This window comes from Alistipes megaguti, assembly GCF_944320325.1.
Lineage (GTDB): Bacteria > Bacteroidota > Bacteroidia > Bacteroidales > Rikenellaceae > Alistipes > Alistipes megaguti.
On the sequence record NZ_CALUHA010000009.1, the window covers coordinates 22,830 to 36,242 of the forward strand.

General features: G+C 60.0%; 14 protein-coding genes and 1 pseudogene. 7 read left to right on the forward strand and 8 right to left on the reverse strand.

What is annotated here, in order from left to right:
• On the reverse strand, window positions 1–519 hold the full coding sequence (locus PUQ42_RS03860) for a hypothetical protein (RefSeq protein WP_087310349.1): 519 nt from the start codon (window positions 517–519) through the stop codon (window positions 1–3).
• Between the two features lie 326 nt (window positions 520–845).
• Here PUQ42_RS03860 and PUQ42_RS03865 point away from each other — a divergent pair, with 326 nt between their 5' ends.
• Window positions 846–1,325: a low molecular weight protein-tyrosine-phosphatase gene (locus tag PUQ42_RS03865; protein ID WP_087310409.1), complete on the forward strand. Its 480-nt coding sequence runs from the start codon at window positions 846–848 to the stop codon at window positions 1,323–1,325.
• A 58-nt stretch (window positions 1,326–1,383) separates the two neighbouring features.
• Here PUQ42_RS03865 and PUQ42_RS03870 read toward each other — a convergent pair whose 3' ends face one another.
• Together PUQ42_RS03870 and fabG are read right to left on the reverse strand one after the other, a co-directional pair.
• Window positions 1,384–2,262, reverse strand: a complete 879-nt coding sequence (locus PUQ42_RS03870) for a PorV/PorQ family protein (RefSeq protein WP_273371173.1) — start codon at window positions 2,260–2,262, stop codon at window positions 1,384–1,386.
• Between the two features lie 336 nt (window positions 2,263–2,598).
• Window positions 2,599–3,345, reverse strand: a complete 747-nt coding sequence (gene fabG, locus PUQ42_RS03875) for a 3-oxoacyl-[acyl-carrier-protein] reductase (RefSeq protein ID WP_087310345.1) — start codon at window positions 3,343–3,345, stop codon at window positions 2,599–2,601.
• Between the two features lie 145 nt (window positions 3,346–3,490).
• Here fabG and PUQ42_RS03880 point away from each other — a divergent pair, with 145 nt between their 5' ends.
• From PUQ42_RS03880 to PUQ42_RS03890, 3 genes are read left to right on the forward strand one after another with little or no spacing between them, the layout of a single operon-like run.
• A complete protein-coding gene (locus PUQ42_RS03880; protein ID WP_273371175.1) occupies window positions 3,491–4,135 on the forward strand; it encodes a TapB family protein in 645 nt (214 codons plus the stop codon).
• 16 nt (window positions 4,136–4,151) lie between these two features.
• A complete protein-coding gene (gene glyA / locus PUQ42_RS03885; protein ID WP_087310341.1) occupies window positions 4,152–5,432 on the forward strand; it encodes a serine hydroxymethyltransferase in 1,281 nt (426 codons plus the stop codon).
• 1 nt (window position 5,433) lies between these two features.
• The gene (locus PUQ42_RS03890; RefSeq protein WP_087310338.1) at window positions 5,434–6,120 is read left to right on the forward strand and encodes a DUF2461 domain-containing protein; all 687 of its coding nucleotides are present in this window, start codon (window positions 5,434–5,436) and stop codon (window positions 6,118–6,120) included.
• Between the two features lie 339 nt (window positions 6,121–6,459).
• On the opposite strand, the pseudogene PUQ42_RS03895 reads toward PUQ42_RS03890, so the two are convergent.
• The 5 genes and pseudogenes from PUQ42_RS03895 to glmM form a co-directional block, all read right to left on the reverse strand.
• Window positions 6,460–7,017: pseudogene (locus tag PUQ42_RS03895) on the reverse strand (SIS domain-containing protein); the annotation flags it as partial.
• Between the two features lie 187 nt (window positions 7,018–7,204).
• Complete coding sequence (locus PUQ42_RS10320) at window positions 7,205–7,423, reverse strand: inositol monophosphatase family protein (protein WP_420534946.1); 219 nt, start codon at window positions 7,421–7,423, stop codon at window positions 7,205–7,207.
• The gene (locus PUQ42_RS03905) at window positions 7,320–7,601 is read right to left on the reverse strand and encodes an inositol monophosphatase family protein (protein ID WP_273371178.1); all 282 of its coding nucleotides are present in this window, start codon (window positions 7,599–7,601) and stop codon (window positions 7,320–7,322) included. The genes PUQ42_RS10320 and PUQ42_RS03905 overlap by 104 nt, the downstream gene beginning before the upstream one ends.
• A 4-nt stretch (window positions 7,602–7,605) precedes the next feature.
• Window positions 7,606–8,973 carry a dipeptidase gene (locus tag PUQ42_RS03910; protein ID WP_273371181.1) on the reverse strand — a complete coding sequence of 456 codons (1,368 nt, stop codon included), beginning with the start codon at window positions 8,971–8,973 and terminating at the stop codon, window positions 7,606–7,608.
• A 63-nt stretch (window positions 8,974–9,036) separates the two neighbouring features.
• On the reverse strand, window positions 9,037–10,431 hold the full coding sequence (gene glmM / locus PUQ42_RS03915; protein WP_273371184.1) for a phosphoglucosamine mutase: 1,395 nt from the start codon (window positions 10,429–10,431) through the stop codon (window positions 9,037–9,039).
• A 113-nt stretch (window positions 10,432–10,544) separates the two neighbouring features.
• Between glmM and PUQ42_RS03920 the strand changes: the two genes are divergently transcribed.
• From PUQ42_RS03920 to PUQ42_RS03930, 3 genes are all read left to right on the forward strand, one after another.
• Window positions 10,545–11,423 (forward strand): nucleoside phosphorylase, encoded by an 879-nt coding sequence (locus PUQ42_RS03920; RefSeq protein WP_087310327.1) that lies wholly within the window; start codon window positions 10,545–10,547, stop codon window positions 11,421–11,423.
• Window positions 11,424–11,501: 78 nt separating this feature from the next.
• The gene (dnaN, locus tag PUQ42_RS03925) at window positions 11,502–12,626 is read left to right on the forward strand and encodes a DNA polymerase III subunit beta (RefSeq protein ID WP_273371187.1); all 1,125 of its coding nucleotides are present in this window, start codon (window positions 11,502–11,504) and stop codon (window positions 12,624–12,626) included.
• An 11-nt stretch (window positions 12,627–12,637) separates the two neighbouring features.
• Complete coding sequence (locus tag PUQ42_RS03930) at window positions 12,638–13,411, forward strand: 3'-5' exonuclease (RefSeq protein ID WP_273371189.1); 774 nt, start codon at window positions 12,638–12,640, stop codon at window positions 13,409–13,411.
• The last annotated feature ends 2 nt before the right edge of the window (window positions 13,412–13,413 follow it).

A 13,413-nucleotide genomic window follows, 5' to 3' on the forward strand; every position in this document is an offset into this window, starting at 1 on the left:
TTAACGATACTTCTCGATGGTTTGGTAAAAGGCCTCTTTATCGGCTTCGGAGAGGACGCCCTTGCGCATGAATACCAGCTCACCCTCCTTGGAGACGATCAGCAGTACGAACTGGTTGTTGCAGTCGCCCAGGCCCCAGGCCTTGCTCAGGATGCGGCCTTCGTCGGCCAGGACCGTGGCGCCGTTCTTTTCGGTGCGTTTTTTGGCCATGCTGCGGGCCATGCCGTTGGGGATCATGGGGGCATCCATGAGGTTCATGATACCGAATCCGTAGAGGTTGTCACCCGAGGCGCGGTGGTTGCGTTCGAGTTCATAGGTAAAGTCTTCGTTCTGCTTGTGCCGGTCGGGATCGACGTAGAATATCATGAGGTTTTTCTCTCCGAAGTGGGGCAATTTGGCGGGTTTGCCGTTCAGGTCGAGGATCTCGACATTCTGCACCTTGCGGGGCAGCTGCTGAGCGGAAACCGTCGAGAGGGTCAGCACTGCGGCTGCCAGCATCACCATTCCTTTCATCTTCATAGGTTCTGGGTATTTTCGGTTTCGTTGCAATAAATCGGGGGCAAAGTTACGACAAAATCCTTGAACATCGAGGGGTGCAACGCTTCTATTACTGTTCTAATGGTCATTTTTTCAGTCGGATCGGTTGTCAAAGGGGCCCGGACGAAGGGTCTGCAGCCGGCCGGGAGCAGCAGGAGGAAGATCCCGGACCGGCATAACGGGCCATCTTCTGGTCAAAAGCACCTTTCCAAACCGGACGCCAACTGCAAAATGCGTTCCGGGAATTTTGTCCGAAAATTCCGGTGGCGGATTTGGAGACCATCGGCCGAAACTTTATCTTTGCGGCGATGAAAACACGTGTACTTTTTGTCTGTTTGGGCAACATTTGCCGCTCTCCGGCCGCCGAGGGCATTCTGCGGGACCGGATCGAACGGGCGGGGCTTGCGGATGCAATCGAAGTGGATTCGGCCGGCACGTACGGCGGTCATCGGGGTGACCTGCCCGATCCTCGGATGCGCAGCGCCGCAGCCCGCCGGGGGTATGCATTGACCCACCGGGCCCGTCAGATTCGGGAGGAGGATTTCGACCGTTTCGACCGGATCATCGTCATGGACGACATGAATTACGAAACGCTTCACCGGATGGCTCCGTCGCGGGCCGCGGCGCAGAAGATCTACCGCATGACCGATTTCTGCCGTCATCATCCCGACTGGAGCTACGTTCCCGACCCCTATTACGAAGGTCACGACGGGTTCGAGCTGGTGCTGAACCTGTTGGAGGACGGTTGCGAGGGTTTGCTGGAGGATATTCGGCGTCGGAAGGATTGAGCATTCATCCTGGCACAGGATCCGCTCCTCCCTGTATCACCGGCCCGGCGGCACCGTCTCAGAAGTCGAAGCCGAAACTCAGACTGTAGGTGTTGTGCAACAGAGTCTCCTTCTTGGCGAAAAGGTAGGCGAAGTCGAGACGCAGATGCAGGATGCGCACCCCGACGCCGGCCGACCAGTAGCTGGGGTAGTAATAGCGCTGTTCGCCGTAGTGATAGCCGCCCCGGAACTGGACGAGCTGCATGAGGTTGTACTCCACGCCGAGTGACATCTGGTAGCCCCGGACATCCTTCGGGTAGAAATAGTAGCCCAGATCGGCGCCGACCGTGATTTCGTGGGCATCGCTGAGGAACGTATCGAGGGCTGCGCCGGCCGTGAGATCGACGGGCAGCGAGTGGTCGGTATCGGAGAGATACGCACCGAGATTGGCCAGTTTGGCGCCGGCCCGCAGCGTGGAGTAGCTGCCGATCTCCAGCGGCAGTTGATAGGCGACGCTCACGTCGGCGGCCAGGGCATCGGCCGAAGCGTCGGGACGTCGCAGATGCAGATAGCGTCCCACGATACCGACGGCCCACCGTTCGTTGATCCGCCGCGTGTATCCCAGATCGACGGCCATGTCGTTGTTGCCGTTTTCGCGCAGATATTGCCGCCAGCCGGCCTGCACGATATTGGAGACGTTGATGCGGCAGCTTCCCGAGACGGCATAGTAGTCGAATTGCCCCTGCCCGTAATAGGAAGAGGATACCTGCGAAGAGGTCATCGAGAAGGCGACCAGCGCCGGGTTGTTGTAGATGGCATGCGAACTGGAGAGCGTGGTCATCATCACGCCGCCCATGCCGATAGCCTTGGCATCGGGACTCGGAAGGGTGGCCTCCTGGGCCGAAACGGCGCCATGCAGAGCCGCAACGGCCGCCAAAAGGATCACGAATCGTTTCATACTGCAACTGAGTGGTCTGGCGGAAACCCGGCACGACGCTCGGCCGGCTTCCGCATTGGACAAATATAGTGAAAGGCGAGCGCAACGCCAAAAAACAGCTTGCTGATTTTTTGCATTGCCGAGGCGCATCCTATATTCTCCAAATATAGCGAAAAATTTGTCAGCGCCAACCCTTTGGAGTAAAATTGGCAACCTGTGGGACAAAAACGCAACCATTTGTCCGATCTTCGGATCCGGACACAAAAAACGGAGCGCCTCCAAGGAAACGCTCCGAAAAAAGTCCGTAAGAAAGGGTTAGCCCCCAAAAAAAGGGGTTAGCCCCCCTCCACCGGTGGTTTAGCAGTTCATGGCACCGCAGCAGTGGATCACCTGGCCGCTGACATACGACGAGAGATCCGACGCGAGGAACAGGGCCACCTTGGCGACCTCCTCGGGCGTACCGCCGCGACGCAGCGGAATCTGCTTGTACCACTCCTCCTTGACCGAGTCGGGGAGCTTGTCGGTCATGTCGGTCATGATGAAACCCGGGGCGATGCAGTTGGCACGGATGCCGCGCGACCCCATCTCCTTGGCGATCGACTTGGCCAGACCGATCATACCGGCCTTCGAGGCGGAGTAGTTGCACTGCCCGGCATTGCCGCTCACGCCGACGACGGACGACATGTTGATGATCGAGCCGCTCTTCTGACGGGCCATGATCGGCATCACGGCGTGGATGAAGTTGAATGCCGACTTGAGGTTGACCGTCAGCACGGCATCCCACTGCGCCTCGGACATGCGCATCATCAGCCCGTCCTTCGTGATTCCGGCGTTGTTGACCAGGATGTCGATGCGGCCGAAGTCCTCCAGGATCTGCTTGATGACCTGATGGGTCTCTTCGAAGTTGGCGGCGTTCGAGGCATAGCCTTTGGCCTTGACGCCGAGGGCGGCGATTTCGGCCTCGGTAGCCTTTCCGTTCTCGTCGATCACCAGATCGGTGAAGGCGACGTCGGCACCTTCCGAAGCGAATTTCAGAGCGATGGCCTTGCCGATACCGCGTGCGGCACCGGTGATGACGGCCACTTTTCCTTCGAGCAATTTCATAATCGTATTATTTTAAAGGTAATATCAACCAATTTTGCAGCGCAAAGATAGGAAAAATATCCGAAACCCGTTCTTAATGACACGTTCGGGAGATGAATTTCGTCAAAATTGCTTATCTTTACTGTCCGAAAAGCATGCCTGCCCGATGAAGCGCTTCATACTGCCGTTGATGATCCTCACAGCCGCCGTTGCGTCGGCCGCTGAACCGTGGATCTGCACCACGGCCGGCCGGCGCCTGATCTACGAAGAGTCGATCGGCGGTGTACGGACAGGCACGCTCGACAAACTTGTCGCGTCGGACGACAACGGCGAAATTACCCTGACCTACACCAAAGAGAATAATCCGATCGTCGAACGCTGGCGGATCTATCCCGATTCGACGGTTCTGCAGATCGAAGTCCCGGCAGAGATGCAGGCCCTGCTCGATACGCTGCAGGTGCGGGATGTGGATTTTCGAACCCGGAATCTGGCCTTGCCCGCCGAGATGAATCCGGGCGATCTCTTTCCGGGCTTCGGATTCTCGGTCTCGGGAACGCGCGGGGACGAACGCACGACCCTCTCCGTGCGTTCGGACAGCGTGCGCGTTGCCTCCTGCGGACCGATCCGCACGCCGGCCGGAAAGTTCGACGCCGTGCGCCTCGAGTTCCGCACCCTCACGACTCTGGGTGACCAGGAGGTTGCGGGCCGCATGATTCAGTGGATGGCCCCGGGCATCGGCCTCGTGCGGCAGGAGATCCCCGTTTGCGAAGGGGTGGCCAGCGTCGTGGAACTGAAAAAAATCACTCAATAACCCTTGATAAAAGAACATGAAAAGAGATTCCCGGATTTTCGATCTGATTTCCGAAGAGCGGAGCCGTCAGATGCACGGCATCGAGCTGATCGCCTCGGAGAACTTCGTCAGCGATGAGGTGATGGAGGCCATGGGCTCGGTGCTCACGAACAAGTATGCCGAAGGTTACCCCGGAGCACGTTACTACGGAGGTTGCGAGGTGGTTGACAAGGTGGAGTCGCTGGCCATCGAGCGTCTTTGCGAACTCTACGGTGCGGAGTGGGCCAACGTTCAGCCGCACTCGGGCGCCCAGGCCAACATGGCGGTCTTCTTCGCCTGCATGCAGCCGGGCGACACCTTTATGGGGCTGGACCTCGCACACGGTGGCCACCTTTCGCACGGTTCGCCGGTCAACATGTCGGGCAAGTACTTCAAGGCCGTCGGCTACCGGCTGGACGAGGCTACGGGCCGCATCGACTACGATGCCATGGAGCAGCTGGCCATGGAGTGCCGTCCGAAACTGATCGTGGGCGGCGCTTCGGCCTATTCGCGCGAGTGGGACTACAAGCGCATGCGCGAGATCGCCGACAAGGTGGGCGCGCTGCTGATGGTCGACATGGCCCACACGGCGGGGCTGATCGCCGCCGGGCTGTTGGACAACCCGGTGAAATACGCCCATATCGTCACCTCGACGACCCACAAGACGCTGCGCGGTCCGCGCGGAGGTATCATCCTCATGGGCAAGGATTTCGAGAATCCGTGGGGGCTCACCACGCCGAAGGGCGCCGTGAAGATGATGTCGCAGATTCTCAATGCATCGGTCTTCCCCGGCATCCAGGGCGGGCCGCTGGAGCACGTCATTGCAGCCAAGGCCGTGGCTTTCGGTGAAGCGCTGCAGCCCGAGTACAAGGAGTACCAGCTCCAGGTCAAGAAGAATGCCGCCGCCATGGCCGAAGCCTTCATGAAGCGTGGATACAAGATCGTCTCGGGCGGTACGGACAACCACCTGATGCTGGTCGACCTGCGCACGAAGTTCCCCGATCTGACGGGCAAGCTGGCCGAGAAGTGCCTCGTTGCGGCCGACATCACGACCAACAAGAACATGGTTCCGTTCGATTCGCGCTCGCCGTTCCAGACCTCGGGATTGCGCTTCGGTACGCCGGCCATCACCACGCGCGGCCTGAAGGAGGATCAGATGGACTACATCGTCGGGCTGATCGACCGGGTGCTGAACGATCCGGAGAACGAGGCCAACATCGCCGCCGTCCGCAAGGAGGTCAACGCGCTGATGGCCAACTATCCGCTCTTTGCCTGGTAGCATGCTGACGGAGGAGATACTGGATTTCCTGCGGCGGCTGTATGAGAACAACGACCGCGAGTGGTTCGATGCCCACCGGGCGGAGTGGACGCACGTCAAGGGGTTGTGGGCCGACTTCACGGCGGAGCTCATCGAGGGCATCGCATCGTTCGACGACTCGGTGCGCGGTCTGCGGCCGCAGGACTGCACCTACCGCATCGCCCGCGATACGCGTTTCTCGCCCGACAAGCGTCCCTACAAGACCTGGATCGGCGCCTTTGTCGCTCCGAAGGGCAAGAAGTCTGGCTATGCGGGTTACTACTTCCAGCTCGAACCGGTGACGGACGAGGGGAAGGGTTGCAACCACCTGCTGGGGTCGGGTGCGGTCTGCCTTGAACCGGCTGTGCTGCGGTCGATCCGCGAAGAGGTATTGGACCATGGGGCCGAGATGCAGCAGTCGATCCACGCGGCCCGTGGGTTTCGGCTCGATCCGACGAACCGCCTCAAGCGGGTCCCGACGGGCTTTCCGTCCGATTCGGAACATGCGGATCTGCTCAAACAGAAGGACTTTTGCCTGGTGAAGCAGGTTGACGAAGAGTTTGTGCATGCGGAGGATCTGGCGGCGCGTGTCGTCGCGGAGTTCCGCCGCACGCAGCCCTTTATCGCGCAGTTGAACCGGGCCATCCAGTACGCCTACGAAGAGATGTGACCGGCGGATTCCCCGGAGGAATGCAGCCGGACGGAGCCGGAGCCTGACGAAGGCCGGATTCCAGCAATAGGAGAACGGGACCGGCGAATAGGGAACCGGAGCCGGCGCTCTCTGACAAGAACCCGGAATTCGGCAATCCGGCAATGAAAAAAGGTGGAAGTTTTCGCTTCCACCTTTTTTGTAATCAGTCTATCAGTTGACTGGTTGTTCCAAGTCTTGCAGTTTCCTGATCCGCCGTTTTGCTGAACTGTTGCGGAGAACATTCCCCGATGATCCGGCCTTTCGTGTTACTGTTTCCTCTTGGGAGCTTCGATGTTTGGTTTGTTCCCGCGCCAACGCCTACTCGACGGTCACCGACTTGGCCAGGTTGCGGGTTTGGTTGACATTGCGACCCTTGTAGACGGCGATGTAGTAGGCCAGCAGCTGCAGCGGTACCGAGACGACCACCGGCATGAGACACTCGGTGATGACCGGCACCTCGATGACGTAGTCGGACGAACGACTCACCTGCCGGTCTCCACGGGCACAGACGGCGATGATCTTGCCGCCGCGGGCTTTGATCTCCTCGATGTTCGAAGCGGTCTTCTCGTAGGTGTGGTCGGGCGTTGCGATGGCCACGGTCGGCATCTCGGCGTCGATCAGCGCGATGGGACCGTGCTTCATCTCGGCGGCGGGGTAGCCCTCGGCGTGGATGTAGGAGATCTCCTTGAACTTCAGCGCCCCTTCGAGTGCCGTGGGGTAGTTGTATCCGCGCCCCAGGTAGATGAAGTTGCGGGCATAGGTGAAGATCTTCGAGAGATCGGCAATCTGCGGCGCCACCTTCAGCACCTCTTCGAGCGTCTCGGGCAGGCGGAGCAGTGCCGAAGCCACCTCGTGGTAATACGCCTTCGAGACGGTATTCGAGGCGATGCAAACCTTTGAGGAGAATCGGGCAGGCTTCGCGCCGTCCGACATAACCGACAATTCCGCACATGTTTCCCAGTTTCTAAAGCCACAAGATAAGAGATATGCAAAAGGGGCGGGAAATGTTTTCCACCCCCTGTTTGTGACCGAATCGGCGATCCTCACGTCGACGACTGCAGGCCTATCGGACGAATTTCCGCATGGTCTCGACCATGTGTGAATTGCCGGCCGCGATCGATACGCCACGGTTGTCGCGCAGCGATTCGACCACGCCTCCGGCCTCCGCGACGATCAACTCACCGGCCGCTACATCCCACTCGTGGAGAGCCAGCTCCCAGAAACCGTCGGTCCAACCGGCCGCGCAGACCGCCCTCCTCGCCCAGCAGGGCGTGGTCGGGATAACGCTCCGTGATGCTGCGGGCGATGAGCGCCTCGCAGGCCTTGTCGACGCGCGTCACCACGTCGTAGAGGTTCGACTTGGCCTCTACCCCGAGATCGCCGCCCCGGAAACTCTCCATCTGAATGGCTCCGGCCTGCCGGGCCAGCCCGACGGCAAACTCCAGATACTCCTCGTACATCGCTCTAACGGCTTTCGGCGAAATACTTGTAGAAGAGCGGAATGGTCTCCACGCCGCGCTCGAACTGCTCGAGGCCGTAGCTCTCGTTGGGCGAGTGGATGGCATCCTCGGCCAGTCCGAAGCCGATGAGCAGCGACTTGATGCCGAGAATCGACTCGAACCCGCTGATGACCGGGATCGACCCTCCGGAATAGAAGGGTAGCGGCTTCTTGCCGAAGGTCTCCGTGACGGCACGCTCGGCAGCCTTGTAGGCAGGCATGTCGGTCGGGGCGACGTAGGGCATGCCGCCGTGGAGCGACCGGACGACGACCTTCACGCTCTTGGGGGCAATCCGCCGGAAGTGGCGTTCGAAAAGCTTCGAGATCTTGCGGTAGTCCTGATTCGGGACCAGCCGCATCGAGATCTTGGCCGAAGCCTTCGACGGGATGACGGTCTTGGTTCCCTCGCCCGTGTAGCCGCCCCAGATGCCGTTGACATCGAGCGACGGACGCACACCCGTGCGTTCGAGCGTCGTGTAACCGGCCTCGCCCTCGACATCGCCGATCTCGAGCGACTTCTTGTAGGCCGCCAGGTTGAACGGCGCGCGGTTGAAGGCGCGGCGCTCCGCGGGGGTCAGCTCGCGCACGTCGTCGTAGAAGCCCGGGATCGTCACCCGTCCCTGTTCGTCGATCAGACTGGCTACCAGCCGCGTCAGCACGTTGGCCGGATTGGCCACCGCACCGCCGAACAGCCCCGAGTGCAGATCCTTGTTCGGACCCGTGATCTCGACCTCCATGTAGGCCAGGCCGCGCAGTCCGCAGGTGATCGACGGAGTCTGCATCGAGAGCATCGAGGTGTCCGAGACGAGGATGATGTCGGCCTTGAGCAGCCGCTTGTTCTGCCGGCAGAAGTCGTAGAGGCTGGCCGAACCGATCTCCTCCTCGCCCTCGAGCATGAACTTCACGTTGCAGGGCAGCGTGCCGGTGGCGCACATCGCCTCGAAGGCCTTGGCGTGCATCCACAACTGGCCCTTGTCGTCGTCGGCGCCGCGACCCCAGATGCGGCCGTCGCGGATGACCGGCTCGAAGGGGTCGGTGTGCCACTCCTCGCGCGGATCGACCGGCATGACGTCGTAGTGGCCGTAGACCAGCACGGTCCTGGCCTTCGGGTCGATGATCTTCTCGGCATAGACGACCGGATTGCCCGCCGTGGGCATCACCTCGGCACGGTCGGCTCCGGCCTTGACCAGCGCCGCGGCCAGGAACTCGGCACAGCGCTGCATGTCGGGCTTGTGCTCCGACTGGGCGCTGATCGACGGGATGCGCAGCAGGTCGAACAACTCATTGATGAAGCGCTCTCTGTTGGCTTCGATATACTCCTTTACTTGATCCATCTTCCAGACTTGTTTGCGGCAGACCCGGCCATCCTTCCCGGACGTGACGGACCTGCCATCTCCTTACTGTAAATTGCAGATCTGCTTGATTTCGGCGATGAAACGCTGAGCCAGCTCGTCGGCCTCCTTCATCGACCGCGCCTCGGTATAGACACGGATGATGGGCTCGGTGTTCGACTTGCGCAGGTGGACCCAGTTGTTCGGGAAGTCGATCTTCACGCCGTCGATATCGTTCACTTTCTCACTGGCATAACGGGCCTTTATCTCACGCAGCACTTTATCTACGTCGATGGCCGGCGTCAGCTCGATCTTGTTCTTCGAGGCGTAGTAGGAGGGGTAAGTGGCGCGCAGCTGGGTCATGGTCATTCCGCGCTTGGCGAGCCACGTGAGGAAGAGGGCCGTACCGACCAGAGCGTCACGCCCGTAGTGAAGCTCGGGATAGATCACTCCGCCGTTGCCCTCGCCGCCGATGACGGCTCCGACCTCCTTCATCTTCGTCGTGACGTTGACCTCGCCGACGGCCGAAGCGTAGTACTTGCCGCCGTGACGCTCCGTCACGTCGCGCAGCGCCCGCGACGAGGAGAGATTCGAAACCGTCACGCCGCCCGGATGCTCCGTGAGGATGTAGTCGGCCACGGCCACCAGCGTATACTCCTCGACAAACATCGAACCGTCCTCCGAAACGAAGGCCAGCCGGTCGACGTCGGGATCGACCACCACGCCCAAATCGGCCTTCTCACGGACGATGACCTTCGAAATTTCGGTCAGGTTCTCGGGCAGCGGTTCAGGGTTGTGGGCAAATTCGCCCGTGGGCTCGCAGTTGAGCTCGACCACCTCGCAGCCCAATTCGCGCAGCAGCTTCGGCATGACGATGCCGCCCACGGAGTTCACGGCGTCGATGACCACCTTGAAGCGGCGTTTGCGCACGGCCTCGACATCGACCAGCGGCAGGGCCAGCACCTGGCGGATGTGCTCGTCGTTGAAGTCCTCGCGTGCGAGGAGGTGTCCAATCCGGTCGATCGGCGGGAACTCGAACGACTCGTCCTCGGCCAGTTCGAGCACCTCCTGCCCCTCGGCCGCCGAGAGGAATTCGCCGTGGGCGTTGAGCAGCTTGAGGGCGTTCCACTGGCGGGGGTTGTGCGAGGCGGTGAGGATGATGCCTCCGTCGGCCTTGCGCGTGATGACGGCCATTTCGGTGCCGGGTGTGGTGCAGAGCCCCACGTTGATGACGTCGGCGCCGCAGGCCAGCAGCGTTCCTTCGACCAAATCCATCACCAGTTCGCCCGACAGACGGGCGTCGCGGCCGATGACGATGGTGAGCCGTTTGCCGGGATTGCGGCGGGAGATCAGACGAGTGTAGGCCGTCGTGAACTTCACGATATCGAGCGGTGTGAGATTCTCGCCCGTAGGGCCTCCGATGGTTCCGCGGATGCCCGAAATGGATTTGATGAGCGTCATGTTTCTATGGTTTTACAGGTATTTTACAAGAAGAAAATTCGCGGTGAAGTTTTGATATTCGAGGTAAATATATTACTTTTATGCCAATTATGAAAATTTAAAACCAACAAAATATGAGGACTATCCCCGCTTCCGAATTGATTATCAACGACGACGGTTCGATTTTTCATCTCCACCTGCGTCCCGAGCAGCTGGCCCCGACGGTCATTCTGGTCGGTGATCCGGGTCGGGTGGCCCTCGTGGCCGAGCATTTCGACACGAAGGAGTGCGAAGTCTCCAACCGCGAATTCCGTACCGTGACGGGTTCCTACCGGGGAAAACGCATGACCGTCCTTTCGACGGGCATCGGCATCGGCAACATCGACATCTGTGTCACGGAGCTCGATGCTCTGGCCAACATCGACTTCGCCACGCGGCAGGAGAAGCCCGAAAAACAGCAGCTGACCCTCGTGCGGCTCGGGACCTCGGGCGCCATCCAGCCCGATATCCGCGTCGGGGAGTTCGTCTTCTCACGCACGTCATGCGGCTTCGACGGCCTGCTGAGCTACTACAAGGGACGCGATGCGGTCTGCGATCTGGAGCTGGAGGAGGCTTTCGTCCGCCACACGGGCTGGTACGAAAAGATGCCGCGTCCCTACTTCGTCAACGCCGACAAGACCCTTTTCGAGCATTTCCGCGATACGACGCGTGAGGGGATCACCATCGCCGCCCCGGGCTTCTACGCCCCGCAGGGCCGCTGGGTACGTCTCGAACCCCACGATATCCACCTGAACGAGAAGATCGAATCGTTCGACTTCCGGGGCCGCCGCATCACCAATTTCGAGATGGAGGGGTCGGCGCTGGCCGGACTCTCGGCCCTGATGGGTCACCGCGCCGCCACGATCTGCACGATCATCGCACAGCGCATCGCCCTCGAAGCCGACACCGACTACAAACCCTTCGTCAAACGGATGATCGCCATGGCACTCGACAAACTGGCGGCGCTGGACTGACCCGGACGAACCGACGCCCGACGCCCCCGATAAAAATATAACGACAACACGAATCTCTTTAATAACAGAAATACAACTATGAAATTTTCCGTATCAAGTTCGGCGCTGCTCTCTCTTCTGGCAACGACCGGCAAAGTGATCAGCAACAAGAATACGCTTCCCATTCTGGACTACTTCCTCATGGAGCTCAACGGTACGACACTGACGGTGACCACGTCGGATCTCGAGACGACGCTCGTCGGCCAGATCGAGGTCGACAGCGTCGAAAGCGAAGGCACGATCGCCGCTCCGGCCAAACTGATGCTCGATTCGCTGAAGGAGTTCCCCGAACTGCCGCTGACGATCGAGGTCAACGACAAGAACTGGGAGATCAAGATCAACTGGAAGAGCGGATCGCTCTCGATTCCGGGCGCCAGCGCCGTGAGCTACCCGTCCGTTCCGCAGCTGAGCGCCGAGCGCAAGGAGCTCCGCATGGATGTCGACATGCTGGTCAACGGCATCAACAAGACGATCTTTGCCACGGCCGACGATGAGCTTCGCCCCGTGATGAACGGTATCTACATCAGCCTGGCCCCCGGCACGCTGACCTTCGTCGGAACGGATGCCCACAAACTGGTCAAGTATGAATCGGAGACCGAGAACGAAGTGACGGCCTCATTCATCCTGCCCAAAAAACCGGCCAACCTGCTCAAGTCGGTGTTGCTGAAGGAGGACGACGCCATTGATATGGCCTTCGATTCGAAGAACGCCATGTTCACGCTCAAGAGCCACACGCTGGTATGCCGTCTGATCGAGGGCAACTACCCGAACTACAACGCCGTGATCCCGGCCAACAACCCCAACAAGGTGCTGGTCGACCGCATCGAGCTGGTCAACGGTATCAAACGCGTTGCGGTCTGCTCGAACCCCACGACCAACCTCATCCGCATGGATATCGCCGACAACAGGATCAACCTCACGGCACAGGATATCGACTTTTCGGTATCGGCCAACGAGACGATTTCGTGCAGCTACGACGGACAGCCCATTTCGATCGGCTTCAAGTCGACGTTCCTGGTCGAGATCCTCTCGAACATGGACACGCCGACGGTGGTGATCGAACTGGCCGACTCGACGCGTGCCGGCGTCTTCAAACCGGTCTATGACGACAAGCAGACCAGCTCGACGCTGATGCTGCTCATGCCGATGATGATCAACGCATAAGGCCCTCCGAAATGAAGTTGAATCTCAAGCGCCCGATCATTTTCTTCGATCTGGAGACCACCGGGGTCGATACGGCCCGGGATCGGATCGTGGAGATCTCGATGATCAAGGTGATGCCCGACGGCGAGGAGATCACGAAGACCCGGCGGCTGAACCCCGGGATGCACATCCCCGAAGAGGCGACGGCCGTCCACGGCATCACGGACGACGACGTGAAGGATTGTCCGACCTTTGCCCAGGTGGCCAAGTCGCTCGAACAGTTCATCCGCGGCTGTGATTTCGGCGGTTTCAATTCGAACCGGTTCGATCTTCCGGTGCTGGTCGAGGAGTTCCTGCGGGCCGGGGTGGATGTGGATTTCAAACGCCGCAAGTTCATCGACGTGCAGAACATCTTCCACAAGAAGGAGCAGCGTACGCTGGTTGCAGCCTACAAGTTCTACTGCGACCGCGATCTGGACGATGCCCACTCGGCCGAGGCCGACACGAAGGCCACCTACGAGGTGCTCAAGGCGCAGCTGGACCGCTATCCGGATCTGGAGAACGACGTCGACAAACTGGCCGAATTCTCCAGCCGGGGCGAATCGGCCGACTATGCCGGGCGGATTCTCTACAACGAGAAAGGCGAGGAGATCTTCGGATTCGGCAAGTACAAGGGACGCTCCGTGGCGGAGGTTTTCCGCATGGAGCCGAGCTACTATGCCTGGATGATGAACGGCGATTTCCCGCTCTATACGAAAAAGGTGATCACCGAGATCCGCATGCGGGACAAACTGCAGAACAAATAGAC

Excerpts from the sequence above, each read along its gene's own strand:
- dnaN (WP_273371187.1), top strand. The coding sequence starts at position 11,502 with ATGAAATTTTCCGTATCAAGTTCGGCGCTGCTCTCTCTTCTGGCAACG.
- PUQ42_RS03905 (WP_273371178.1), bottom strand. The coding sequence starts at position 7,601 with ATGTACGAGGAGTATCTGGAGTTTGCCGTCGGGCTGGCCCGGCAGGCC.
- PUQ42_RS03920 (WP_087310327.1), top strand. The coding sequence starts at position 10,545 with ATGAGGACTATCCCCGCTTCCGAATTGATTATCAACGACGACGGTTCG.
- PUQ42_RS03865 (WP_087310409.1), top strand. The coding sequence starts at position 846 with ATGAAAACACGTGTACTTTTTGTCTGTTTGGGCAACATTTGCCGCTCT.
- PUQ42_RS03930 (WP_273371189.1), top strand. The coding sequence starts at position 12,638 with ATGAAGTTGAATCTCAAGCGCCCGATCATTTTCTTCGATCTGGAGACC.
- PUQ42_RS03880 (WP_273371175.1), top strand. The coding sequence starts at position 3,491 with ATGAAGCGCTTCATACTGCCGTTGATGATCCTCACAGCCGCCGTTGCG.
- fabG (WP_087310345.1), bottom strand. The coding sequence starts at position 3,345 with ATGAAATTGCTCGAAGGAAAAGTGGCCGTCATCACCGGTGCCGCACGC.
- glmM (WP_273371184.1), bottom strand. The coding sequence starts at position 10,431 with ATGACGCTCATCAAATCCATTTCGGGCATCCGCGGAACCATCGGAGGC.
- PUQ42_RS03870 (WP_273371173.1), bottom strand. The coding sequence starts at position 2,262 with ATGAAACGATTCGTGATCCTTTTGGCGGCCGTTGCGGCTCTGCATGGC.
- PUQ42_RS03860 (WP_087310349.1), bottom strand. The coding sequence starts at position 519 with ATGAAGATGAAAGGAATGGTGATGCTGGCAGCCGCAGTGCTGACCCTC.
- PUQ42_RS03890 (WP_087310338.1), top strand. The coding sequence starts at position 5,434 with ATGCTGACGGAGGAGATACTGGATTTCCTGCGGCGGCTGTATGAGAAC.
- glyA (WP_087310341.1), top strand. The coding sequence starts at position 4,152 with ATGAAAAGAGATTCCCGGATTTTCGATCTGATTTCCGAAGAGCGGAGC.
- PUQ42_RS03910 (WP_273371181.1), bottom strand. The coding sequence starts at position 8,973 with ATGGATCAAGTAAAGGAGTATATCGAAGCCAACAGAGAGCGCTTCATC.